At 60.7% G+C, this 24,673-nt stretch carries 22 protein-coding genes and 1 pseudogene; 14 read left to right on the top strand and 9 right to left on the bottom strand.

The window, feature by feature from the left end:
• The first annotated feature begins 121 nt into the window (after nt 1-121).
• Nucleotides 122-2,023 (top strand): 3-dehydroshikimate dehydratase QuiC, encoded by a 1,902-nt coding sequence (gene quiC / locus AB5I78_RS25345; RefSeq protein WP_369302463.1) that lies wholly within the window; start codon nt 122-124, stop codon nt 2,021-2,023.
• An 81-nt stretch (nt 2,024-2,104) separates the two neighbouring features.
• Entirely contained in the window at nt 2,105-2,770 is a 666-nt protein-coding gene (locus AB5I78_RS25340) for a TetR/AcrR family transcriptional regulator (RefSeq protein ID WP_145162264.1), read from the top strand.
• 116 nt (nt 2,771-2,886) lie between these two features.
• Here AB5I78_RS25340 and AB5I78_RS25335 read toward each other — a convergent pair whose 3' ends face one another.
• The 4 genes from AB5I78_RS25335 to AB5I78_RS25320 all read right to left on the bottom strand — a co-directional run bounded on the left by AB5I78_RS25335 (nt 2,887) and on the right by AB5I78_RS25320 (nt 6,728).
• On the bottom strand, nt 2,887-3,735 hold the full coding sequence (locus AB5I78_RS25335; RefSeq protein WP_369302464.1) for a shikimate dehydrogenase: 849 nt from the start codon (nt 3,733-3,735) through the stop codon (nt 2,887-2,889).
• 5 nt (nt 3,736-3,740) lie between these two features.
• Nucleotides 3,741-4,181: a type II 3-dehydroquinate dehydratase gene (gene aroQ / locus AB5I78_RS25330; RefSeq protein ID WP_145162258.1), complete on the bottom strand. Its 441-nt coding sequence runs from the start codon at nt 4,179-4,181 to the stop codon at nt 3,741-3,743.
• A gap of 175 nt (nt 4,182-4,356) precedes the next feature.
• Nucleotides 4,357-5,436, bottom strand: a complete 1,080-nt coding sequence (trmA, locus tag AB5I78_RS25325; RefSeq protein WP_369302465.1) for a tRNA (uridine(54)-C5)-methyltransferase TrmA — start codon at nt 5,434-5,436, stop codon at nt 4,357-4,359.
• Nucleotides 5,433-6,728, bottom strand: coding sequence for an NCS2 family permease (locus AB5I78_RS25320; RefSeq protein WP_369302466.1), 1,296 nt, complete (start codon nt 6,726-6,728; stop codon nt 5,433-5,435). Before AB5I78_RS25320 ends, trmA begins: the two co-directional genes overlap by 4 nt.
• A 210-nt stretch (nt 6,729-6,938) precedes the next feature.
• Between AB5I78_RS25320 and AB5I78_RS25315 the strand changes: the two genes are divergently transcribed.
• The 4 genes from AB5I78_RS25315 (at nt 6,939) to AB5I78_RS25300 (ending at nt 11,169) form a co-directional block, all read left to right on the top strand.
• Nucleotides 6,939-7,382: a DUF4879 domain-containing protein gene (locus AB5I78_RS25315; RefSeq protein WP_369302467.1), complete on the top strand. Its 444-nt coding sequence runs from the start codon at nt 6,939-6,941 to the stop codon at nt 7,380-7,382.
• 96 nt (nt 7,383-7,478) lie between these two features.
• Nucleotides 7,479-8,003, top strand: a complete 525-nt coding sequence (locus AB5I78_RS25310) for a (2Fe-2S)-binding protein (RefSeq protein ID WP_145162245.1) — start codon at nt 7,479-7,481, stop codon at nt 8,001-8,003.
• On the top strand, nt 8,000-8,989 hold the full coding sequence (locus AB5I78_RS25305) for a xanthine dehydrogenase family protein subunit M (protein WP_369302468.1): 990 nt from the start codon (nt 8,000-8,002) through the stop codon (nt 8,987-8,989). The genes AB5I78_RS25310 and AB5I78_RS25305 overlap by 4 nt, the downstream gene beginning before the upstream one ends.
• Entirely contained in the window at nt 8,986-11,169 is a 2,184-nt protein-coding gene (locus AB5I78_RS25300; protein WP_369302469.1) for a xanthine dehydrogenase family protein molybdopterin-binding subunit, read from the top strand. The genes AB5I78_RS25305 and AB5I78_RS25300 overlap by 4 nt, the downstream gene beginning before the upstream one ends.
• Nucleotides 11,170-11,314: 145 nt before the next feature.
• Here AB5I78_RS25300 and AB5I78_RS25295 read toward each other — a convergent pair whose 3' ends face one another.
• Nucleotides 11,315-12,571, bottom strand: coding sequence for an MFS transporter (locus tag AB5I78_RS25295; protein ID WP_145162236.1), 1,257 nt, complete (start codon nt 12,569-12,571; stop codon nt 11,315-11,317).
• Nucleotides 12,572-12,899: 328 nt separating this feature from the next.
• Here AB5I78_RS25295 and AB5I78_RS25290 point away from each other — a divergent pair, with 328 nt between their 5' ends.
• The 3 genes from AB5I78_RS25290 to AB5I78_RS25280 are packed head-to-tail and all read left to right on the top strand — an operon-like array spanning nt 12,900 to nt 15,528.
• A complete protein-coding gene (locus AB5I78_RS25290) occupies nt 12,900-14,339 on the top strand; it encodes a cytochrome ubiquinol oxidase subunit I (protein ID WP_106579300.1) in 1,440 nt (479 codons plus the stop codon).
• A 1-nt stretch (nt 14,340) separates the two neighbouring features.
• A complete protein-coding gene (gene cydB, locus AB5I78_RS25285; protein WP_124418507.1) occupies nt 14,341-15,348 on the top strand; it encodes a cytochrome d ubiquinol oxidase subunit II in 1,008 nt (335 codons plus the stop codon).
• 12 nt (nt 15,349-15,360) lie between these two features.
• Nucleotides 15,361-15,528, top strand: a complete 168-nt coding sequence (locus tag AB5I78_RS25280; RefSeq protein ID WP_071489954.1) for a DUF2474 domain-containing protein — start codon at nt 15,361-15,363, stop codon at nt 15,526-15,528.
• A 67-nt stretch (nt 15,529-15,595) separates the two neighbouring features.
• On the opposite strand, the gene AB5I78_RS25275 is transcribed toward AB5I78_RS25280, so the two are convergent.
• A complete protein-coding gene (locus AB5I78_RS25275) occupies nt 15,596-16,720 on the bottom strand; it encodes a methyltransferase (protein ID WP_262206733.1) in 1,125 nt (374 codons plus the stop codon).
• A gap of 166 nt (nt 16,721-16,886) precedes the next feature.
• Complete coding sequence (locus AB5I78_RS25270) at nt 16,887-17,597, bottom strand: LuxR family transcriptional regulator (protein ID WP_145162230.1); 711 nt, start codon at nt 17,595-17,597, stop codon at nt 16,887-16,889.
• Nucleotides 17,598-18,053: 456 nt separating this feature from the next.
• Between AB5I78_RS25270 and AB5I78_RS25265 the strand changes: the two genes are divergently transcribed.
• Complete coding sequence (locus AB5I78_RS25265) at nt 18,054-18,830, top strand: ferredoxin--NADP reductase (protein ID WP_145162227.1); 777 nt, start codon at nt 18,054-18,056, stop codon at nt 18,828-18,830.
• A 57-nt stretch (nt 18,831-18,887) separates the two neighbouring features.
• On the opposite strand, the gene mscL is transcribed toward AB5I78_RS25265, so the two are convergent.
• Complete coding sequence (gene mscL, locus AB5I78_RS25260; RefSeq protein WP_106579295.1) at nt 18,888-19,304, bottom strand: large-conductance mechanosensitive channel protein MscL; 417 nt, start codon at nt 19,302-19,304, stop codon at nt 18,888-18,890.
• 287 nt (nt 19,305-19,591) lie between these two features.
• On the opposite strand from mscL, the gene katB reads away from it, so the two are divergent.
• The 4 genes and pseudogenes from katB (at nt 19,592) to AB5I78_RS25240 (ending at nt 24,001) form a co-directional block, all read left to right on the top strand.
• Nucleotides 19,592-21,133, top strand: coding sequence for a catalase KatB (katB, locus tag AB5I78_RS25255; protein ID WP_369302470.1), 1,542 nt, complete (start codon nt 19,592-19,594; stop codon nt 21,131-21,133).
• 59 nt (nt 21,134-21,192) lie between these two features.
• Nucleotides 21,193-21,732, top strand: coding sequence for an ankyrin repeat domain-containing protein (locus tag AB5I78_RS25250; RefSeq protein WP_145162225.1), 540 nt, complete (start codon nt 21,193-21,195; stop codon nt 21,730-21,732).
• A 35-nt stretch (nt 21,733-21,767) separates the two neighbouring features.
• Nucleotides 21,768-23,134 (top strand): annotated as a pseudogene (radA, locus tag AB5I78_RS25245) (DNA repair protein RadA).
• Between the two features lie 27 nt (nt 23,135-23,161).
• Nucleotides 23,162-24,001 carry a hypothetical protein gene (locus tag AB5I78_RS25240; protein ID WP_370004119.1) on the top strand — a complete coding sequence of 280 codons (840 nt, stop codon included), beginning with the start codon at nt 23,162-23,164 and terminating at the stop codon, nt 23,999-24,001.
• Here AB5I78_RS25240 and AB5I78_RS25235 read toward each other — a convergent pair.
• A complete protein-coding gene (locus tag AB5I78_RS25235) occupies nt 23,921-24,667 on the bottom strand; it encodes a sulfite exporter TauE/SafE family protein (RefSeq protein WP_369302472.1) in 747 nt (248 codons plus the stop codon). The genes AB5I78_RS25240 and AB5I78_RS25235 overlap by 81 nt on opposite strands.
• Nucleotides 24,668-24,673: the final 6 nt, after the last annotated feature.

Genomic DNA, 24,673 nt, shown 5'->3' with positions numbered 1-24,673 from the left:
CCATTTTGTTCGATAATCGCCCAAAAAACTAACCGGTTCGTACATTTCAATTGCTGTGCACAGTTTAGCGGCCAATAATTTGCCGTAAATAAGACGAGCCTCATTTGTCGGGAGTCGCCCCATGCAACGCTCCATTGCCACTGTTTCCTTGAGTGGAACCCTGCCGGAAAAACTCGAAGCCATCGCCGCTGCCGGGTTTGATGGTGTGGAAATCTTCGAAAACGATCTGCTGTATTACGACGGCAGCCCACGGGAAGTTAGGCAGATGTGCGCCGACCTGGGTATCGCCATCACCTTGTTCCAGCCGTTTCGCGACTTTGAAGGCTGCCGCCGCGACCGCCTGGCGCGCAACATCGAGCGCGCCGAGCGCAAGTTCGACTTGATGCAGGAACTGGGCACCGACCTGGTGCTGGTGTGCAGCAACGCTTCGGCCGATTGCGTCGGCGATGAGCAGATTCTGCTCGACGACCTCAGCCTGCTCGCCGAGCACGCCGGCCGCCGTGGCCTGCGCATCGGCTATGAAGCGCTGGCCTGGGGCAAGCACGTGAATACCTGGCAGCAGGTGTGGAACCTGGTGCGTCAGATCGACCACCCGAGCCTTGGCGTGTTGCTCGACAGCTTTCACACCCTGTCGCTCAAGGGCGACCCGAGTGCAATCGCCCAGATCCCGGGCGACAAAATCTTCTTTGTGCAAATGGCCGACGCGCCGATCCTGGCCATGGACGTGCTGGAGTGGAGCCGGCATTTCCGCTGCTTCCCGGGGCAGGGCGAGTTCGATCTGGCGGGGTTTCTCGCGCCGATTATCCAGAGTGGCTACAGCGGGCCGTTGTCTCTGGAAATTTTCAACGATGGCTTTCGCGCAGCCCCGACGCGGGCGAATGCGGCGGATGGACTGCGCTCGCTGTTGTACCTGGAAGAGAAAACCCGCGAGCGCCTCAAGCAGCAAGCGCCTGCTCAACCGGTCGACCTGCTGTTTGATACGCCGGCCGCCAGCGAGTACGACGGCATCGAATTTCTTGAGTTTGCCGTGGATGAAAACCTCGCTGCCAAGCTCACGCAATGGCTGGAGCGCCTGGGTTTCGTCAAGGCCGGGCAGCACCGTTCCAAGAGCGTGAGCCTGTTGCGCCAGGGCGATATCAACTTGATCCTCAATTGCGAACCCTATTCTTTTGCCCACAACTTTTTCGAAGCCCATGGGCCGTCGCTGTGCGCCACCGCGATTCGGGTCAAGGACAGCGCCAAGGCGTTGCAGCGCGCGGTGGCCTACAAAGGCCAGCCTTATCGGGGGCTTGTAGGGCCAAATGAACTGGAGTTGGCCGCCGTGCGTGCGCCGGACGGCAGCCTGATTTACCTGGTGGATCAGAACGCAGGCGGGCTGTACGGCACCGACTTCAATCTGCAACCGACTACCACCTCAAGCGGCGGCCTGCTGCGCATTGACCATATGGCCATGGCCTTGCCCGCCGACAGCCTCGACAGTTGGGTGTTGTTCTACAAGAGCCTGCTGGATTTCGAAGCCGATGATGAAGTGGTGCTGCCTGACCCGTACGGCCTGGTGAAAAGCCGCGCGCTGCGCAGCCGCTGCAGCTCGATTCGCCTGCCGTTGAACATTTCCGAGAACCGCAACACGGCGATTTCCCACGCGCTGTCAAGCTACCGCGGCTCGGGTGTGCACCACATCGCCTTCGACTGTGCGGATATTTTCGCCGAGGTGAGTCGGGCCAAAGAGGCAGGTGTGCCCTTGCTGGACATCCCGCTCAACTACTACGACGACCTGGCGGCACGCTTTGATTTCGACGACGAGTTCCTCAGCGAGCTGGCGTACTACAACGTGCTGTACGACCGTGACGCTCAGGGCGGTGAGCTGTTTCATGTGTACACCGAGCCGTTCGAAGGGCGGTTTTTCTTCGAGATCATCCAGCGCAAAAACGGCTATGCCGGGTATGGCGCAGCCAACGTGGCAGTGCGCCTGGCGGCGATGGCCAAATCGCGTAGCGGGGCGCCGCGACAAGCACGGTTGTGACGGCGCGGCCAGGTGCTTCCTTCGGGAAGCGCCTCGGCCCATAATCGCGGCCTGCACAACAAAAATGGCCGTGAGCGCACCATGACCCTGACCCCCGACCTCTCCGCTGTGTCAGACGCACCGCGCAAGAGTCGTAAGAACAATCCGGAAAAGACCCGCGAAAACATCCTGCAGGAAGCGATCGTCGAGTTTGTCCAGCAGGGCCTGTCCGGCGCTCGCGTGGATGCCATTGCCGAACGCATCCACACCTCCAAACGCATGATTTATTACTACTTCGGCAGCAAGGAGCAGTTATACGTCGAGGTGCTGGAGAAGCTCTACGGCGACATTCGCAATACTGAAACCCGCATGAACCTCACCGCCCTGGAACCGCGCGAAGCGATTCGTCGGCTGGTGGAATTCACCTTTGATCACCATGACCAGAACGTGGATTTCGTGCGCATCGTCTGCATCGAAAACATCAACAACGCCGAATACGTGAAGCGCTCGGATTCGATCAAGGCGATGAACAGCAATATTCTCGAAGCGCTTGGCGCCACCTTGCAGCGTGGCGTTGAGATGGGCGTGTTCCGCCAAGGGCTGGACCCGTTGGACGTGCACCTGCTGATCAACTCGTTCAGCTTTTACCGAGTGTCCAACCGCCATACGTTCAGTGAGATCTTTCAGATCGGGTTGTCGGACGAGGCGGTTAAACAGCGGCATCGGGAGATGATTTGTGAAGCGGTGATGCGTTACCTGCAAGCCTAAATCCTGTGGGAGCTGGCTTGCCTGCGATGACGGTGTGTCAGCCACATCAATATTGACTGTTCAAGCGCTATCGCAGGCAAGCCAGCTCCCACATTTCTTGGATTGGGTTTCGGCAGTCAGGTATTCATGCTCTGGAAGTGCGCCAACATCCTCTGCGCATCCGGCCTCTCACCACTGAACAGTTCAAACGCTTTTACCGCCTGAAACACCGCCATGTTGCCGCCGTCCAGCGTGCGGCAGCCCAAGGCGCGGGCATCGCGCAGCAGCTCGGTTTCCAGCGGGAAATACACGATTTCTGCGACCCATAATGCCGCCCGCAACAGATGGGCAGGCACCGGCGTGCCGGGCAGCTTGGCCATGCCCATCGGCGTGGTGTTGACCAGCCCATCGGCCTCGGCCATGGCGCTTTCCAGGTGGTTGCCGACCTGCGCGCGCCCGGCGCCGAAATGCTGGGCAAGGTTATCCACCAGGTCCCGAGCGCGGGTCACGTCCACGTCGAAAATGCTCAGGTGGTGCACGCCCTCGGCCAGCAGCGCGTGGGCCACCGCCGCGCCCGCACCGCCGGCGCCCATCTGCACGACATGCTGGCGCGCGACGTCATTCAAATTGCGCCGGAACCCTTCGGCGAAGCCCAGGCAGTCGGTGTTGTGGCCGATGCGTTTGCCGTTCTTGAACACCACGGTGTTGACCGCGCCAATGCCCCTGGCTTCGTCGGACAATTCGTCGAGCAACGGCAGAATCGCCTGTTTGCACGGGTAGGTAATGTTCAAACCGGTGAACTGCATCCTCTCGGCGGCGTGCAGCAGGTCGGGCAAGGCATTGATGTTCAGTTGCAGCGGTTCCAGGTCGATCAGGCGATACAGGTAGCGCAAGCCCTGGGCATCACCTTCCTGCTCATGCAGGGCAGGCGTGCGGGAGGCTTGGATACCTGCGCCGATCAGGCCGGCGAGGATGCGCGGTTTCATCGGCTTCACCCTTTCAACGTGTGGCTGAAATGTTCCAGGGCCAGGTGGTAACCATGGCTGCCGAACCCGGCGAGCACCGCCTTGGCAATGGGCGACACAAACGAGTGATGCCGAAACGCCTCACGCGCGTGCACGTTGGATAAATGCACCTCGATCACCGGCACTTCGCTGGCCACCAGTGCGTCGCGAATCGCTACCGAGGTGTGGGTCCAGGCTGCCGGGTTGATCACGATGCCGGCGCAACGGGCGCGGGCGCCGTGGATCCAGTCGAGCAGTTCGCCTTCGTGGTTGGTCTGGCGGAATTCGATTTTCAGCCCGAGTTTTTCTGCGCTGCGCCCGCACAGGGCGGCGATGTCGGCCAGGGTTTCATGGCCGTAGGTGGCGGGCTCGCGGGTGCCGAGCAAGTTGAGATTAGGGCCGTTGAGCACCAGCACGATGGGCGGCATTTTGGGGTATCTCCACAGTTATTATTGGTTGTGGAGATAAAATGTACTGGATGGTTAATTTGGTCAATTGACGGCGGCGGATCTGTTCGATTATCGAACCGTAAATCAGCGCGTGGGAGTTTTCGGTGGTCGGCGACCGCCCTTGCCAATGGCGGTCGCACGCGTGTGAGACGGGTTACCGGCGGGTCAGCAATACGCCGGATTCCATATGGTGCGTCCATGGAAACTGGTCAAACATCGCACACTGGGTAATCCGGTGCGTGTCATGCAGTTGCGCAATGTTCGCCGCCAACGTCTCCGGGTTGCAGGAGATGTAGAGGATGTTGTCAAAGCGCCGCGTCAGCTCGCAGGTGTCCGGGTCCATGCCGGCGCGTGGCGGGTCGACGAACACGCTACCGAATTCGTAGCTTTTCAGGTCGATGCCATGCAGGCGGCGGAACGGGCGCACTTCGTTGAGCGCTTCGGTGAGTTCTTCAGCCGACAGGCGCACCAGGGTGACGTTATCCACCGCGTTTTCATCGAGGTTGCTCAACGCCGCATTCACTGAGGTCTTGCTGATTTCGGTCGCCAGCACTTTACGCACACGGGTCGCCAGCGGCAGGGTGAAGTTGCCGTTGCCGCAGTACAGCTCCAGCAAATCATCCGGGCGATCGCCCATGGCTTCATACGCCCAGTTGAGCATCTTCTGGTTCACCGTGCCGTTGGGCTGGGTGAATGCGCCTTCGGGTTGGCGATAGCTGAACGTGCGCCCGCCGACGGCGAGTTTTTCCACCACGTAGTCGTGGCCGATCACATCACGCTTGCCCTTGGAGCGGCCGATGATGCTGACATTCAAGTCGGCAGCGAGTTGGTTGGCGGCCGCGTGCCAGTGCTCGTCCAGCGGGCGGTGGTAGCACAGGGTGATCATCGCGTCGCCGGCCAGGGTGGTGAGGAACTCCACTTGGAACAGCTTGTGGCTCAGGGCCGCGCTGGCTTGCCAGGCGGCTTTGAGTTGCGGCATCAACTGGTTGATGCGCTGGCTGGCGATCGGGAATGCTTCGATCAGAATCGGCGTGCGCTTGTCGTCCTGGGAAAACATCGCGTAGTGGCGCTCGCCGCCTTCGCGCCACAGGCGGAACTCCGCACGCAGGCGGAAGTTCTGCAGCGGCGAATCGAAGACCTGCGGCTCGGGTGCGTCGAACGGTGCCAGCAGGTCACGCAAGCGCGTGACCTTGTCTTGCAGTTGAGCGGTGTAGCTTGCGGCGTCAAAAGTCATGCGTTGAACCAGCCCAGCTTGATCACAAACAGAATCGACAGGATCACCAGTGCCGGGTTCAGCTCACGGTAGCGGCCCGAAAGCAGCTTGATGGCGGTCCAGGCGATGAAACCGAAGGCGATGCCGTTGGCGATGGAGTAAGTGAAGGGCATCGCCAGGGCGGTGATCACCGCCGGCGCTGCAACCGTAATGTCATCCCAGTCGATTTCGGCCAGGCCCGAGGTCATCAGCACGGCCACGAACAACAACGCAGGCGCGGTGGCGAAGGCCGGAACGCTGGCCGCCAGTGGCGAGAAGAACAGCGCCAGCAGGAACAGGATCGCGACCACGATGGCGGTCAAACCGGTACGGCCACCGGCGCTCACGCCTGCAGCGGACTCGATGTAGCTGGTGGTGGTCGACGTACCCAGCAGCGAACCGGCCATGGCCGCGGTGCTGTCGGCGATCAGCGCACGGCCCATTTTTGGCATGTGGCCGTCCTTGCCCATCAGGCCGGCGCGCTTGGCGACGCCGATCAGGGTGCCGGAGTTGTCGAACAGGTCAACGAACAGGAACGCGAAGATCACGCTGACCAGGCCGATATCCAGCGCGCCTTTGATATCCAGCTGCAGGAAGGTCGGGGCCAGGGACGGTGGCATCGAGATCACGCCGCCGAACGGGGTGACATTCAACAGAATCGAGACAATGGTCACGGCCAGAATGCCAATCAGCACTGCACCGCGTACGGCCAGGGCTTCCAGCGCAACGATGAGGATAAAACCAAAGGTGGCCAGGATAGGCGCCGGTTGTTTCAGGTCGCCCAGGCCCACCAGGGTGTTCGGGTTGCCGACCACGATCCCGGCGTTGTGCAGGGCGATCAGCGCCAGGAACAGGCCGATACCGGCGGCAATCGCCGAGCGCAGGGGCAAGGGGATGCTGTTGATGATCCACTCACGGATGCGGAAGATCGACAGCAGGAAGAACAGCACCGCCGAAATAAACACCGCGCCCAGCGCCACTTGCCAGGTGTGGCCCATGTGCAGCACCACGGTGTAGGTAAAGAAGGCGTTGAGGCCCATGCCCGGCGCCAGTGCGATCGGGTAGTTGGCGATCAGGCCCATCACGGTCGAACCGATGGCGGCGGCCAGGCAGGTCGCGACAAACACCGCGCCCTTGTCCATGCCGGTCTCGCCAAGGATGCTCGGGTTCACGAACAGAATGTAGGCCATGGCCAGAAAGGTCGTGATCCCCGCAAGAATCTCGGTGCGCACGTTGGTGTTGTGTGCTTTGAGTTGAAACAGCTTTTCCAGCATGCCGGCTCCCTGTGACGCTATTTTGCGTCGTTATTTGTTGACCTCTAAGTCAAAGCACAAACTGCGCCAAGCGCCTGTGGTTTCAGAGAGGATCGGAAAAAGCGGCGCATCATACCAGCAGCCGAAGGCCAATGGCGCATAGGCTTGGTTTTGTGGGTGGATGGCCTTGAGGCATACTGCGCCGACGTTCAATCCAGAGTCGTCAACAGCATGAAAAAAGCCAACGCCAGCAGTCTAGCTCTGTTCGCCATAATCGGCCTGGGGCTGGCGGCACCGGCTTGGGGCGCGACTGCACCGGCATTGAGCGAGGTGCGCGTGTTCAAAGTGGAATCTGCCGGTTGCGCTGAAACCATCCCGGAGCGCGCGACCAGCACGCAGATGTGCACCCATCGCGGGCCCACCAAGGTGTCGGTGATGGAAGTCGGCCTGGGCAAAAGCCCGATGGGCCGTTTCGATGGCGCAGAGTTGAACGGGCAACGCTCGCCGGTGTGTCAGGTCGGCAACATCAGCCAGGCCTGTAATGGCGTGGGCACGGTGATGGGCTACATCTATGTGTTTGACCTGAACGTCCAGGCCCCTGGCTGGTTCGAGTACAGCAATTCTTCGATCAATGGCTCGCAAACCCCGCTGACGACGATGTTCAACATCCGCTGATCAATCCTCTTGAACGCTCAATACCCCGGGAAGTCGTACCCCTGAGACGGCGACTTTCCTGAACGCCGCGGATATACCCCAACCCGTGAGGTGTTTATGAGCGCAACCCCCAATGGCGCGGCGGCCAGACCGTTCGTCAGCCACCCGATTCGTCTGACCCTGAACGGCCAGGATCGCCAACTTGACGTGTTGCCGTGGACCACCTTGCTGGACCTGCTGCGCGAACAGTTGGACCTGGTCGGCAGTAAAAAAGGCTGCGACCACGGCCAATGCGGTGCCTGCACAGTGTTGCGCGACGGCAAACGCGTAAACGCCTGCCTGACCCTAGCGGTGATGTGCGATGGCGCCGAGTTGACCACCATCGAAGGCCTGGCCGATGGCGATGTGCTGCACCCGATGCAGCAGGCGTTTATCAAGCATGACGCCTTTCAGTGCGGCTACTGCACCCCAGGGCAGATCTGTTCCGCCGTGGGCCTGGCCAATGAAGGCCGTGCCCACGACACCGCGCAGATCCAGGAGCTGATGAGCGGCAACCTGTGCCGCTGCGGCGCCTACAGCAACATCCGCGATGCCATCGAAGACGCCTTGCCGGCCTGCCGTGCCCAGGGAGGTGAGCAATGAACCCCTTCCAGTACAGCAAGCCAGCCGATGTGCACGAGGCCGTGCACATGAGCAGCGCGGCTTCACGCTTTATCGCCGGTGGCACCAACCTGCTGGACCTGATGAAAGAAAACATCAGCCGCCCCGAGCACTTGATCGATATCACCGGCCTGCCGCTGCAGTGCGTTGAAGAAACTGCCAGTGGCGGCGTGATGATCGGCGCCTTAGTGAGCAACGCCGACCTGGCCTGGCACCCCGTGATCGAGGCGCGTTACCCACTGCTGTCCCAGGCCATCCTGGCCGGAGCCTCGCCGCAGTTGCGCAACATGGCCAGCACCGGCGGCAACTTGTTGCAGCGCACCCGCTGCTACTACTTCTATGACGCCAGCGTGCCCTGCAACAAGCGCGAACCCGGTAGCGGCTGCCCGGCGCGCACCGGCTTGAACCGTATCCACGCGATCCTCGGCGCCAGCGAACACTGCGTGGCCACGCACCCGTCGGACATGTGCGTGGCCTTGGCGGCGCTGGAGGCGCGGGTGCATGTCGAAGGCCGCGCAGGTGCGCGGGTCATCGAATTTGCTGACTTCCATCGACTGCCCGGCGATACGCCGCAGCGCGACAACCTGCTGGCCGACGATGAGTTGATCACCGCCATCGAGCTGCCCGCCAACCAGCTGGCCAGTCACAGTCATTACCTGAAAATCCGCGACCGCGCCTCTTACGCGTTTGCCCTGGTCTCCGTGGCCGCCGCCCTCGAACTGGATGGCGACCAAATCATCGACGCCCGCGTTGCGCTTGGTGGCGTGGCGCACAAGCCTTGGCGTGACCGCGCGGTGGAAGCCTCGCTGATTGGCCAGACGGTCAGCCGCGAAACCTTCAGCAACGCTGCCGACGCCTTGCTGCAAGACGCCGTACCGCTGGAACACAACGGCTTCAAGATCAAGCTGGCGCGCCGTGCAATTATTCGCGCCCTGAGCGACGCCGCAGTCGCAGGAGAACGCCCATGACCGCTATCGGCAAACCTCTGGACCGCGTCGACGGTCTGCTCAAGGTCACCGGCCAGGCGCGCTATGCCGGCGAGTTTCCAGGCAATGACTTGCTGCACGGCAGTGTGGTTTCCAGCACCATCGCCAAGGGCCGGGTGATCAAGATCGATGCCTCAAAGGCCCTGGCGCTGCCGGGCGTGGTCATGGTGCTGGATCACCACAATCGCCCCAAGCTTGCCAGCTACGATGACGCGTTCGCCGACGACGATGCGGCGGATGGCTCGCCGTTTCGCCCGCTCTACAACGACCGCGTCCTTTATAGCGGCCAGCCCTTGGCGCTGGTGATTGCCGACAACCTGGAGCTGGCGCGACATGCCGGTTCTCTGGTCGAGATCGAGTACGCAAGCGAAGCCTTTGAAACCGACTTGCTGGCCATGCAGGAGCAGGCGTACCCCTCGCCGCAAACGCCGCCCGCGCCCCGCGGCAACTTCCAGGCCGAGTGGAGCGCGGCCGCCGTCAGCCTCGACGTGCACTACAGCACGCCCATCGAACACCACAACCCGATGGAACCCCACGCCAGTACGGTGCTGTATCAGCCGGACGGCACCCTGCATATCCACGACAAAACCCAGGGCCCGCAGAACTGCCAGGCCTATGTGCAAAAAATCTTCGGCCTGGATAAGAGCCAGGTGAGGATCTTTGCCGCGTTCGTCGGCGGCGCTTTCGGTTCGGGCCTGCGCCCGCAATACCAGTTGCCCCTGGCGGTGATGGCGTCCCTGGCGCTCAAGCGTTCGGTGCGCGTCACCCTGACGCGTCAACAGATGTTCACCTTTGGCTACCGACCACGCACCTTGCAGCGGTTGCAGATGGGCGCGGCCGCCAACGGTCGGCTGCTGGCGTTGGGGCACACCGCGATTGGCCAGACTTCACGCTTTGAAGACTTCAGCGAGCACGTGGTGGAATGGAGCGGCATGCTCTACCACTGCGACAACGTGCAACTGACCTACAACCTGGTGCCGCTGGATGTGTACACGCCGCTGGACATGCGCGCGCCAGGCGCTGCGCTGGGCGTGATCGGCCTGGAGTGCGCGATGGACGAACTGGCCTGCGCCTTGGGCATGGACCCGGTGCAATTGCGCCTGATCAACTACGCCGAGCGCAACCAGAACGAAGACAAACCCTGGTCGAGCAAAGCCCTGCGCGAGTGCTACAGCGAAGGCGCCGAGCGCTTCGGTTGGGGCCAGCGCAACCCGGAGCCGCGCAGCATGCGTGACGGCAACCAGTTGATCGGCTGGGGCATGGCCGGTGGCGTGTGGGAAGCCATGCAGATGAAGGCCAGCGCCAAGGCGAGCATCGACGCCGAAGGCAAATTGACAGTAAGCAGCGCCACCACCGATATCGGCACCGGCACTTACACGGTGATGACCCAGATTGCCGCGCAGGCCAGTGGTGTGGCGATGGGCGATATCCAGTTTTTGCTGGGGGATTCGTCCTTGCCCACCGCGCCTTTGCAGGGCGGCTCGTTTACCGTGTCGTCCGTCGGCACCGCCGTGCAACAGGCATGCGAAGCGCTGAACGCCAAACTGCTGAAGGTTGCCCGGCAGACTTACCCGGTGTTCAAGGACGCCGAGTCCGTGCGCTTTGAAGACGGCCAATTGCACACAGGCGATGTGAGTGTGTCGTTGGCCCAACTGGTTAAAGACAGCGGTGAGGACGCGCTGCAAGTGCAGGTTGACAGCGAGCCCGACAAAAAACGCGAGGGCTACGCCACGGCCACTCACTCGGCGGTATTTGTGGAAGTGCGGGTCGATGAAGACCTGGGCACCATCAAGGTCAGCCGCGTGGTCAGCGCGATTGCCGCCGGTCGCGTGGTCAACCCGAAGATGGCCCGCAGCCAGATCCTCGGCGGCGTGGTGTGGGGCATTGGCATGGCGCTGCATGAAGAGACGCAGATCGACCATCACCTGGGGCGCTACATGAACCACAGCCTGGCCGAATACCACATCCCGGTGAATGCCGACATTGGCGAGATTGACGTGATCTTTGTCGAAGAACACGACGACGTGGTTAATGCCCTGGGCTCCAAAGGCGTGGGCGAAATCGGCATCGTCGGGGTGGCGGCGGCGGTGGCGAATGCGATTTATCACGCCACCGGCAAACGGGTACGCGACTTCCCTATCACCCTGGATAAGGTGCTCTAGCACACACCTCAAAACCACTGTGGGAGCGGGCTTGCCCGCGAAATCGGAGCGTCAGTCAGTGAATGTATCGACTGACGCACCGCATTCGCGAGCAAGCCCGCTCCCACATTTTTTTGTAGTCCTGCACCCAGTCAGGCGGCGGTGCTCAGACCTTCGCCGCTTCAGCCTTCGGCTCTTCCACCGGCACATGCATCCGGTCGCGATTGGCCAGGGTTGGGAACAGTTTTATCCACACCCCGGTCACCAGCAGCGTGCCGATCCCGCCCATGACCACGGCGGGCACGGTGCCGAACCAGTGGGCGGTGATCCCCGATTCGAACTCGCCCAGTTGATTGGACGCGCCGATAAACAGGCCGTTGACCGCACTGACGCGGCCGCGCATTTCATCCGGCGTTTCCAGCTGCACGAACGACGCTCGGATCACCATGCTGATCATGTCCGCCGCGCCCAGCACCACCAGCACTGCCAGGGAAAACCAGAACGATGTCGACAGGCCGAACGCGATGGTCGCCACGCCAAACACGCCGACGGCAGTAAACATCACGCGCCCGACATGCCGATCCACCGAGAACCGCGCCAGCCACAACGACATCAACAACGCACCCACCGCCGGTGCCGAGCGCAGCAGGCCCAGGCCCCAGGCGCCGGTCAGCAGGATGTCCTTGGCAAACACCGGCAGCAACGCGGTGGCACCGCCCAGCAGCACGGCGAACAGGTCCAGAGAGATGGCGCCGAGGATGTCCGGGCGGCTGCGGATAAAGCGAATCCCGGCCAGCAGCGAGTCCATGGTGGCCTTGGCTTTGTTCAAAGGGGTCTGGCGCGCGGGCAGGTTGAGGGTCAGCACGCAGGCGATCAGGTACAGCGCCACTGTCGGGCCATACACCCACACGCTGCCGAATGCGTAGAGCAAACCGCCCAAGGCCGGCGCGACGATGGTTGCCAGTTGCTGCGCCGATTGCGACGAGGCCACGGCCCGCGGGAACAGTGCGCTGGGCACGATGCTTGGCAGCAGCGCCTGGGTGGTCGGCATTTCAAACGAACGCGCAGCGCCCAGCAGGAAGGCGAGGATAAAGATCATCTCGCGCGTCACGTTGCCGGTCAGGCCGCCGATGGCCAGGGACAAGGCAATCAGCGCCTGCACGGTCTGGCAGATGGCGGCGACCTTGCGCCGCTCATAGCGATCGGCCACATGCCCGGTGTGCAGCATGAACAATACGCGTGGGATGAATTCCACCAGGCCGACCAAGCCCAGGTCCAGCACGTTGCCGGTCAGTTGGTAGAGGTTCCAGCCGATGGCCACGGTGAGCATCTGGAAGCCGCTGGCGGTGAAAATCCGAGCCAGCCAGAACGCGATGAAAGGGCGATGGTGACGCAACAGCAACGCAGGTTCACTCGTAGGCATCGGAATTCAGGTCGGGAGCAGAGGGAACGGCGAGATTAGCATCATGCTGTAACAAATAGTTGCAAGGGTTTGCTGTGCACCGGCATGAGGCAAGCTGTCACGCGGCAAAAGACCACGCCGTCCTACAGCGAAAATGGGACTACTCTTTGAGCAATGCTTGATCCAGATCAAAACCGGCCCCGGGATTGTTCTGGAGGCCGAAAGGCCCGATTCCCTACGTGGTTGGTTAAAAAAAGAAACGAATTGAAATTCGCCACACTCCATATCCGTGGGGCAGTGGGTGCAGGCTTCCAGCCAGCAGCCGGTATTACCTGACAGAGGAAGACTTATGTTCGGTTTGGAGGCGCTAGATCTCGCCCGAATTCAATTCGCATTCACTATCTCGTTCCACATCCTGTTCCCGGCGATCACCATCGGCCTGGCCAGTTACCTCGCGGTGCTGGAAGGTTTGTGGCTCAAGACCCATAACGACACCTACCGTGACCTCTACCATTTCTGGTCGAAGATCTTTGCCGTCAACTTCGGCATGGGCGTGGTCTCGGGCCTGGTCATGGCCTACCAGTTCGGCACCAACTGGAGCCGCTTCTCGGACTTCGCCGGCGCGGTAACCGGGCCATTGCTGACGTACGAGGTGCTCACGGCCTTCTTCCTGGAGGCGGGTTTCCTCGGCGTGATGCTGTTCGGCTGGAACAAGGTGGGGCGCAAGCTGCACTTCTTTGCCACGGTGATGGTGGCCGTCGGTACGTTGATTTCGACCTTCTGGATTCTTGCGTCCAACAGCTGGATGCAGACCCCGCAAGGCTTTGAAATCGTCGACGGGCGCGTGATTCCTACCGACTGGCTGGCGGTGATCTTCAACCCGTCCTTCCCGTACCGGCTGATGCACATGGCCACGGCGGCCTTTGTGGCCACGGCGTTCTTCGTCGGTTCGTCGGCGGCCTGGCACCTGCTGCGCGGCAAGGACAACCCGGCGATCCGCACCATGCTCTCGATGGCAATGTGGATGGCGCTGATCGTGGCACCTATCCAGGCGGTGATCGGTGACTTCCACGGCCTGAACACCCTCAAGCACCAGCCGGCGAAGATCGCCGCGATTGAAGGCCACTGGGAAAATATCGGCAACGAGCCGACGCCGCTGATCCTGTTCGGCCTGCCCGACATGAAGGCCGAAAAAACCAAGTACGCGGTCGAAATTCCTTACCTGGGCAGCCTGATCCTGACGCACTCCCTGGATAAACAGGTGCCGGCGCTCAAGGAGTTCCCGCCTGAAGACCGTCCCAACTCGACCATTGTGTTCTGGTCGTTCCGGGTCATGGTTGGCCTGGGCTTCCTGATGATCTTCACCGGTCTGTTCAGCCTTTGGCTGCGCCGGGGCGACAAGATGTACACCTCCAGGCCGTTCCTGTACCTGGCGCTGTGGATGGGCCCGTCCGGCCTGATCGCGATTCTTGCCGGCTGGTTCACCACCGAAATCGGCCGCCAGCCGTGGGTGGTCTACGGCCTGATGCGCACGGCGGATGCGTCCTCCGGGCATAGCCTGGCGCAGATGACGATCACCCTGGTGCTGTTCGTGGTGGTGTACTTCGCGCTGTTCGGCGCAGGGCTGGGCTACATGATGCGCCTGGTGCGCAAAGGGCCGCAGACCCACGAAGGCAGCGAGCCAACCCATGGTGGCCCTGGCCAGAAACGCACGCCGGCCCGTCCGTTGTCCGCCGCCGATGATGGCAGCGATGACGACCACGCCCACATTCAGCACAAGGGGAATTGAGATGGGTATTGATCTTCCGCTGATCTGGGCCGTGATCATCATCTTCGGCATCATGATGTACGTGGTCATGGACGGCTTCGACCTGGGTATCGGCATTCTCTTTCCGTTCATCCCAGGCAAAGTCGACCGTGACGTGATGATGAACACGGTCGCCCCGGTATGGGACGGCAACGAAACCTGGCTGGTACTGGGCGGCGCGGCGTTGTTCGGCGCGTTCCCGCTGGCCTACTCGGTGGTGTTGTCGGCGTTGTACCTGCCACTGATCCTGATGCTGATCGGGCTGATCTTCCGTGGCGTGGCCTTCGAATTCCGTTTCAAGGCCAAGGACGACAAGCGCCACTTGTGGGACAAGGCGTTTATCGGCGGTTCCATTGCGGCGACCTTCTTCCAGGGCGTGGCATTGGGAGCATTCATTGATGGCATTCCGGTGGTCGACCGCCAGTTTGCCGGGGGCTCGCTGGATTGGCTCACGCCGTTCACGATGTTCTGCGGCGTTGCACTGGTCATCGCGTATGCCTTGCTTGGCTGCACCTGGCTGATCATGAAGACCGAAGGCAAGTTGCAGGAGCAGATGCACAACCTGGCGCGGCCATTGGCGTTCGTGGTGTTGGCGGTAATCGGCGTTGTCAGCCTGTGGACGCCTCTGGCGCACCCGGAAATCGCCTCGCGCTGGTTCACCCTGCCGAACCTGTTCTGGTTCCTGCCGGTGCCGATTCTGGTACTGGTGACCATGTACGGCTTGATCCGCGCGGTGGCGCGAAATGCGCACTACACGCCGTTCCTGTTGACGCTGGTGCTGATCTTCCTCGGCTACAGCGGCTTGGGGATCAGCCTGTGGCCGAACATCATTCCGCCGTCGGTCTCCATCTGGGACGCCGCTGCACCGCCGCAAAGCCAAGGCTTCATGCTGGTGGGCACGTTGTTCATCATCCCGTTCATCCTGGGCTACACCTTCTGGAGCTACTACGTGTTCCGCGGCAAGGTCACCCACGAAGACGGCTATCACTAGGAGGGTCGTTTCATGTCCGGCAAACCTTCGTTGCACGAGATCGAACAGGCCGAGAAACAGCCGTTGTGGCGGCGCCTGGGGTGGCTGGCGATGATCTGGACCGGCAGCGTGCTGGCCCTGTTTGTCGTGGCCAGCCTGATGCGCATGTTCATGAGCGCGGCCGGCCTGACCACCCACTGACATCCCAATCCGGGCCTCGCGGCCCGGCTTTTCAGCCCTGCCACTCGCAAGAGCGGCAGGGTTTTTTTTATTTGCGCGCTTTGAGAATCACAAACTTCGGCGTGGCCGCGACTTGCTCGACGCCACGGAACAGCTTCGCCAATTTGCTGTGATAGCCCAAATGGCGGTTGCCGACGATATACAGCGCGCCACCAACGACCAGGGCGTCACGCGCCTGCTGGAACATGCGCCAGGCAAGGAAGTCACCGACCACCTGCTGTTGGTGGAAGGGCGGATTGCACAGCACCACGTCCAGCGACTGCGGCGCCTGGCCTGCCAGGCCGTCGTCGGCGCGCAGGGCGACCTCGCGAGCGCCCAGGGCGGCCTGCCAGTTCTCGGCCGCCGATTGCACGGCCATGTAGGACTCATCCACCAGCGTGTAGTGCGCGTCTGGGTTTTGCAGGGCGCTGGCGATCGCCAGTACACCGTTGCCGCAACCCAGGTCGGCCACGCGGGCGCTGCCGAGGTTGTTCGGCAGGTGCGGGAGGAAAGCGCGGGTGCCGATGTCCAGGCCTTCGCGGCAGAACACGTTGGCGTGATTGAGCAATTCGATGGCCGGTGCGTCCAGGGTGTAGCGGGTAGGGTAGGGCGACACGGCGGTTGGGCGAGCTTCTGCGGTGGCGATCAGCAGCCGGGCTTTTTTGACCGCAAGCGAGGCGTGCATCGGCCCGATGTAGCGCTCCAGCAGTTCACCGGCGGCCCGTGGCAGATGCTTGATCATCGCCCCGGCGATCACTTCGGCGCCTGGCGCCAGCTGGCCTTGCAGGCGAATCAACTGTTCTTCGAGCAAGGCCAGGGTTTTCGGCACGCGGATCAGCACGCGGTCGAAAGGCCCGGTGGCTACTTGCGAGGCCGGTACAAACGCTACGGCGTCAAACGCCTTGGCGTTGCGCACCAGGTTTTTCTCAAGGCCAAGGGCTGCCAGAAACGAATCGCCACTGGAGGTCACCTGCACCTGGCCTTCGAGGCTGGCCGCCAGGGCACCGAAGCTGTCATTGAGCACCAGCACGCGGGTTGCCGAACTCAGCGACTGTTCGGCCAGGTAGTTGAGCAAGTACTCATCGGCGGCATCAAAGGCCTGCAGCGGGTCATTGTGTTGCTCTGGCTGGCGAATCAGATCGAGCTGGGCGAAGGGGCTGTCAAGCAGGGGCATGGCGGGGGAGGCTCTGGTCATCGATGGGCGTTCGACGGGCGTGGTACCCGGCGTAACCGTCTGAGTGTACGGCGAGGCGGCATTAAAGGCGCAGCTTCAACACTCAGAATTGGCCGTAAATGTTACGTTTTTTTCAGGGGGATTACATGCGGTGTTTCCAGGTTGGCTAAAACCACCCCGCTTTTGAGGCGCGCAGTACAGCTGCGATCTTGTTGGTAACGCCCAGTTTTTTCAGGCAACTGCTGATATGAAAGCCCACCGTACGCTCCGACAGGCACAGAATCGTGGCGATTTCCGAGGCGGTCTTGCCGATGGCTGACCATCTGAGAATTTCTATTTCCCGTGGGGTCAGTTTGCAAGGCGGCGTGATACTCGGTGTGTCGGCATATGTTTGCGCTACAACGGCGTGCATGGCGTGACACAGCCACAGTACCTGGCCTGCTTTCTCGTACAGCTCTTCAGGGCTGACGTTGCCGACACTTCGGGCCAGGGTCAGCATGCTGAACACACCCTGGAAGTCATGCACGGCTTGAGTCCATCCCAGATGCACGCCAAACGATTGGGCCAGCGTCCATAGATGCGGCGCGGTGCTGAACGTTTTTTCATCCCAGACCAGCGGCATTACGCTGCGTTTGCAGTGGGCGACTACGGGATCCACATCAAAAAAATGCGCTTGGTTATAAAGTGTATTCCATTCATTTGGATAGTTGTTTAATCGAATAGGTTTTGTTTGGTTAGCAGGTTGTTGGGAACTCATCGTAAATGAGCAATATTCAAAACCGAGCTGGAAAGTTTGATTGACGATCATCTCGTAAACAGTGGTGATCTTATTCTCGCCTTCCAGTTTTGGGAGTCTCGTGTTGCGCCAGTTAACCATAGGGTGAATCTCCATGGGGTAGGTGTGAGTTGGGTACGTCCTGGCTCCCAATGCGCCACGAACAGGAGTGTAGGATAAAGACTACATATTGAGATGAAAAAGATGTCAGTAAGATCGGCTATTTAAACTGCTTGAACTTGTACAACAACTGGGCTTTTGTGAAGGTTAGTTGCTGGATGAAGAAAACTTATTGATTTTAATAGGTTGCGGAAACGGCCGATTCAGGGCTGTTTTTATGAACGCCATCATCTAATGGCCTATTGGATGAGGGGCGATAGCTAAATAGTTAGTGTGAGCACGAAATTCCCGACGAAGGTGCAATTGCCTCGAAAACATCAGCGTTTCACTGGCGTTACATTTGCGAATGCCCGAGCAATGAAAATGCCAGTACAAACCACCGGTGTTTCCCAGCGACGCTTTGAGGGACACTAGGGCACCTGTTCAACGGAGCCCCCCATGACGGCCAGTGCTGAGAAATTTACCCGCCAGACCTTGCTCGACGTGCAATCGCTGACCCCCAGCCTGTTTACCTTGCGTACCACTCGCGACCCGGGTTTTCGGTTTACCGCCGGCCAGTTCGTGCGCCTGGGGGTGAACACGGCGGATGGCAGCACCGTGTGGCGCGCTTATTCAATCGTGTCATCACCGTTCGACGAGCACCTCGACTTCTTCTCCATCGTCGTTCCGGGTGGCGAGTTCACCAGTCAATTGAGCCGCCTGCGAGTGGGCGACACCTTGATGGTCGAGCGCCAGGCCACGGGCTTTCTGACGCTGAACCGATTTGTGGACGGGCGAGATTTGTGGCTGCTGGGCACTGGCACAGGCGTGGCGCCGTTCCTGTCGATCCTGCAGGACTTCGAGGTGTGGGAGAAATTCGAGCGCATTGTCCTGGTGTACAGCGCCCGCGAGGCCAAGGAGCTTGCGTATCAGGAACTGATCCACGCGCTGGGCGAGCGTGAGTACCTGGCCGAGTATGCGCACAAGCTGGTCTACATCCCCACCGTCACCCGCGAGCAACACCCTGGCGCCTTGAACGGTCGCATCACCACCTTGATCGAGAATGGCGAACTGGAGCGCGCGGCCGGCGTCGAGTTGACCCCCGAACACTCCCGCGTGCTGATTTGCGGCAACCCGCAGATGGTCGACGACACGCGCCAATTGCTCAAGCAACGCGACATGCAACTGAGCCTGAGCCGGCGCCCGGGCCAGGTGGCAGTGGAGAATTACTGGTAATACGGCGCATAAAAAAGGCGCCTGCAACAGGCGCCTTTTTTGCCAAACCCGTGCCGGTTAAAGCGGCTTGTCGTTCTGTGCCTTGAGCAGATCGCGGATCTCGCCCAGCAACACCTCTTCCTTGGTCGGCGTCGGCGGCAGGCTCGGGGCCACAGCCTCTTCACGCTTGAGACGGTTGATCGCCTTTACGCCCATGAAGATTGCAAACGCGACAATCAGGAAGTCGACCACGCTCTGGATAAACTTGCCGTAGGCCAACACCACCGCAGGGACGTTGCCCTGAGCGGCCTTGAGTGTGATTGCCAAATCGCCGAAGTCCACACCACCGATCAACAGACCGAGAGGCGGCATCACGACGTCGCCTACAAACGAGGAAACAATTTTGCCGAAGGCGGCGCCGATGATGATACCGACGGCCATATCGACCACATTGCCTTTGACCGCGAAGGCCTTGAACTCACTGATCACGCCCATAGGTTATTCCTTGTTACAGATGAGAAGGGTGGAGGTCAGTGTAAGTCAGTCGTAGAGGGCTTGCGCGACACAACCGTTAACACTGTCAGTTTTTATCGACACATTAAAACGCAAATAGTTTGCAAAGTGCCACCAATCGCGCGCGAAATACTCGCTATTTCAGTGGCTTACCATCGTATTTTCTTAATCGTCCCGGTGGGGTTTTTCTATTTATCTTCTGCGTCGCGGGTCACTAGCCTCTGGCAAGCACAACTGAATGTGCACTAGAAAAACCAGAGGAAACCTCGATGAAGAATCCAATCAAGCGCCGCCCGGTTATCGCGCGACACGCGCTGATACTGGCGAGCGCCAGCCTGCTTTCACTCTCCGTACACGCTGCCAACCTGACCCGCGATAACGGCGCGGCGGTGGGCGACAACCAGAACTCGCAAACGGCCGGCGCCAATGGCCCGGTGCTGTTGCAAGACGTGCAACTGATTCAAAAACTGCAACGCTTTGACCGTGAGCGCATTCCCGAGCGCGTGGTGCATGCCCGTGGCACCGGCGCCCACGGCACCTTCACCGTCACTGACGACCTCAGCGACCTGACCAAGGCCAAAGTGTTCGCGGCAGGCGAGGCCACGCCAGTGTTCGTGCGCTTCTCGGCCGTGGTGCACGGCAACCACTCCCCGGAAACCCTGCGCGACCCGCGCGGCTTCGCCACCAAGTTCTATACGGCCGAAGGTAACTGGGACCTGGTCGGCAATAACTTCCCGACGTTCTTTATCCGCGACGCTATCAAGTTCCCGGACATGGTTCATGCGTTCAAACCCGACCCACGCACTAACCTGGATGACGATTCCCGCCGTTTCGACTTCTTCTCTCATGTTCCAGAGTCCACTCGTACACTCACCGAGTTGTACTCCGACTCCGGCACCCCGGCCAGTTATCGGGAAATGGACGGCAACGGCGTACATGCCTACAAGTTGATTAATGCCAAAGGCGAAGTGCACTACGTCAAGTTCCACTGGAAGAGCCTGCAAGGCATCAACAACCTCGATCCCAAGCAAGTCACCGAAGTGCAAGGGCGTGACTACAGCCACATGACCCATGACTTGGTTACCCACATCAACAAGGGTGACTTCCCCAAGTGGGACCTGTATGTGCAAGTGCTCAAGCCTGAGGACTTGGCCAAGTTCGACTTCGACCCGCTGGACGCCACTAAAATCTGGCCGAACGTACCGGAACGCAAAGTCGGGCAGATGGTGCTGAACCGTAACCCGGCGAATGTCTTCCAGGAAACCGAACAAGTGGCCATGGCGCCGGCCAACCTGGTGCCGGGTATCGAGCCTTCTGAAGACCGCCTGCTGCAAGGCCGGGTGTTCTCCTACGCCGACACGCAGATGTACCGCCTGGGGCCGAACGCCCTGCAACTGCCGATCAACGCCCCACGGGTAACCGTTAACAACGGTAACCAGGACGGCGCGATGAATGCAGGCAAAACCACTACCGGCGTGAACTACCAGCCAAGCCGCCTGCTGCCGCGCGAAGAGCCGCAAGCCGCGCGCTACAGCCAGTCGGCGCTGTCGGGCAGCACCCAGCAGGCGAAGATCCAGCGTGAGCAGAACTTCAAGCAGGCCGGTGACTTGTACCGCTCGTACAACAAGAAAGAGCGTCAGGACTTGATCGACAACTTTGGCGGCTCGCTGGCCACCACCGATGACGAGAGCAAGCACATCATCCTGTCGTTCCTCTATAAGGCCGACCCGGAGTACGGCACCGGCGTGACCAAGGTCGCCAAGGGTGATTTGGCTCGCGTGAAAGCGCTGGCAGAAAAACTCACTGACTGACGTTGGTTCCGGTCGGCGCCCTTGTACGGGCGTCGACCCCCTGGCAGGAGAACACCCCCATGCGTATTTCGATTGGTTTACTGATGGCGATGCTGGCCTTTGTCGCCCATGCCGAGTCGCCTGACCCGCTCGCGCTCAAGGCGCAGTTGCAGGACTACTATTTCGACGCCGCCCGCCGTGGCGATATCGACATGCTCAACACCTTCATCGAGTCTGGCTACAGCCTCAACACCCAGGACGACAAGGGCTACACCGCGCTGATCCTCGCCGCCTATCACGGCCAGGGCCCGTTCGTGGAGCGCCTGCTCAGCGCCGGCGCCGACGCCTGCGTGCAAGACAAACGCGGCAATACCGCCCTGATGGGCGCCATCTTCAAAGGCGAGCTGAAAATCGCCCAGCGCCTGCTGGCCACCGACTGCAACCCCGACCAACGCAACGGCGCCGGGCAGACCGCGGCCATGTACGCCGGGTTGTTCAAGCGCGTCGAACTGCTCGATGAACTCAAGGCCAAAGGCGCCGACCTCAACGCTGAAGACCCGATCGGCAACAGCGCTTCACGATTGGCCAGTGGTGAAATCCGGACCCCGGCGCCGCGCTGAGCTATCATCGCGGTTTTTCGGTTGGAGGTTCTCAAATGGCAAAGGCCAAGCGCATGTACGGCTGCACGGAGTGCGGCGCGACCTTTCCCAAGTGGGCCGGCCAATGCACCGAGTGCGGCGCGTGGAACACCCTGACGGAAACCATGATCGAAAGCGGCGGCGCCGCAGCGCCCACCGGTCGTGCCGGCTGGACCGGGCAACAGGCGCAGATCAAGACCCTGGCCGAAGTCAGCGTCGAAGAAATTCCGCGTTTCTCCACCGCGTCCGGTGAGCTCGACCGCGTGCTTGGCGGCGGCCTGGTGGACGGCTCGGTGGTGCTGATCGGCGGCGACCCGGGCATCGGCAAATCGACCATCCTGCTGCAAACCCTGTGCAGCATCGCCAGCCGCATGCCGGCGCTGTACGTCACCGGCGAAGAATCCCAGCAGCAAGTGGCGATGCGCGCCCGCCGCCTGGGCTTGCCCCAGGACCAACTGCGGGTGATGACCGAAACCTGCATCGAAAGCATCATCGCCACGGCGCGCATCGAAAAGCCCAAGGTCATGGTGATCGACTCGATCCAGACGATTTTTACCGAACAGCTGCAATCGGCGCCGGGCGGCGTGTCCCAGGTGCGCGAGAGCGCGGCGCTGCTGGTGCGTTATGCCAAGCAGAGCGGCACGGCGATCTTCCTGGTCGGCCATGTGACCAAAGAAGGTGCGCTGGCCGGTCCGCGGGTACTCGAACACATGGTCGACACCGTGCTGTATTTCGAGGGTGAATCCGATGGCCGTTTGCGGTTGCTGCGGGCGGTGAAGAACCGCTTCGGCGCGGTGAACGAACTGGGCGTGTTTGCCATGACCGACCGGGGGTTGAAAGAAGTCTCCAACCCGTCAGCCATTTTTCTCACCCGCGCCCAGGAAGAAGTGCCGGGAAGTGTGGTGATGGCAACGTGGGAAGGCACCCGCCCGATGCTGGTGGAAGTGCAGGCGCTGGTGGATGACAGCCACTTGGCCAACCCGCGCCGCGTGACCCTCGGCCTGGACCAGAATCGTCTGGCGATGCTGCTGGCGGTGCTGCATCGTCACGGCGGCATTCCCACCCACGACCAGGACGTATTCCTCAACGTGGTCGGTGGGGTCAAGGTGCTGGAAACCGCCTCCGACCTGGCGTTGATGGCGGCGGTGATGTCCAGCTTGCGCAATAAACCGTTGCCGCATGATTTGCTGGTGTTTGGTGAGGTCGGCCTGTCGGGCGAGGTACGCCCGGTGCCGAGCGGCCAGGAGCGTTTGAAGGAGGCGGCCAAGCACGGTTTTAAGCGCGCGATTGTGCCCAAGGGCAACGCGCCCAAGGAAATGCCGGCAGGGTTGAAGGTGATCGGTGTAACCGCCTGGAGCAGGCGCTGGATGCACTGTTCGAATAATTCATGGATCAGTCAGGGATGAGTGCAATGCACAACTCGAACTGCTGGGCAGCCGCTGCCCTGTTCATGGCCTTGGTAGGGTTGCCGATGGGCGCTTTGGCCGAGCCGGCCAAGCTGCCGGTCGGTTACCGATCGGCCCAGACGTTGGCAACGCAAGACGCCAGCGTATTGCAGGTACTGGAAGACCAGCGCATCAGCGCCCAGTTGCACAAAGACAGCTGGGGCAATGGCCTGGATGAGGAGTCGTTTGACGAGCCCGGTGATCTGGTTGAACACCCGCTGCTCAACGCCCGACTGCGCTTGCTGTCGGCGTCCGGAGAAGTGCTGGCAAGCGAAGAACTCGGCTACCCCTTGGCCCAGGTGGAGAGGGCCCCCATCAAAGGGCTGCCGGAACCTGTGTATTTTTTGACCATCGATCAAACCGCGCCGATGGGCAGCTACAGCGGCCCCGCGACGCACCTGCTGCTGCCGAGCCGGCAGCAACTCACGCCGCTGAATTACAAGGGCGCCGACGCTAAGGTCGAGCCGCTGACCCTGGCCCAGACCGGCAAAGCCGCCTGGCAGATCGCCACGCCAGCCGCCGGCGGTACGGATGAGTTACTGCAGGTCTCGTCCTTTATGGACGGTGACGGCGACGATGATTTCGCAACCCGCTACACGACCTATCGTTTTATCGATGGGCAATGGCAGGCCGTGTCGGGTCAGAAGGCGGGTTATTGGGACACGGAAAGCGACTTCCCCCGAGTGCAGCGTTTCCCTGACTGTCGCTTTTGCGTGAGAGAGTCACTACCAAAAGATCATTTTCAACGCCAAGGCAATCACGACTACGTTGAAAGCGCTTTCCATCCACTTATCGCCTTTGTGTAGAGCAAACTTGGCGCCCGCATTGGCGCCAAATAGCGTGCCTATGATCAGGCAACACCCGTACTGCCAATTAATGATTCCGCTGATACCGAATATTATTAACGAGCCGACTGAGAGGATGAGGCCTCCCACCTTACGCGTGCCAATTGACTCACTGATCGTTTTTTTAAAAAATATAATATACAAATAAGTTGATAGCTTGGCCTGCCCGCCGAACAGGCCGCCAATCATGCCGACGGGAATAAAGAGGATATAGCCGCAAAAGCGTCTGAGCGAAGAGGGGGCCGTCTTCGGCGAGTGGGGCTTCCTGATGAGTGAAAGCCCCACCAGTAGCAGTGTCAGGCCGCCAATGATTTTATGCAGCAGCGCCGGATCTATTTGCACGAGTAGACTTGCACCGACCAAGGCGCCAGCCAACCCAAGTGCGGCGGCGGGGGCCGCTAACCTGTAATCCACTTTTCCATTGTTATGAAAGTGTCTTAATCCGGCAAACATCGTCCCTACCGAAGCCAGGCGGGCTGTCGCTATCGACGCCTGTGGGGATATTCCGAGCCAGATCATCACCGGCACTGTTAGAAATACACTGCCGCCGGTGTTGGTGCCGATAAAACCCGTCATAATACCCAGTACGACCAACCCTGCGCCTATCAGCCACTCATGCTCAATCATATTGAA

The organism is Pseudomonas sp. N2-3-1-14 (genome assembly GCF_041228395.1).
Taxonomy (GTDB): Bacteria; Pseudomonadota; Gammaproteobacteria; order Pseudomonadales; family Pseudomonadaceae; genus Aquipseudomonas.
This window is presented reverse-complemented; position numbering and strand designations above follow the sequence as displayed.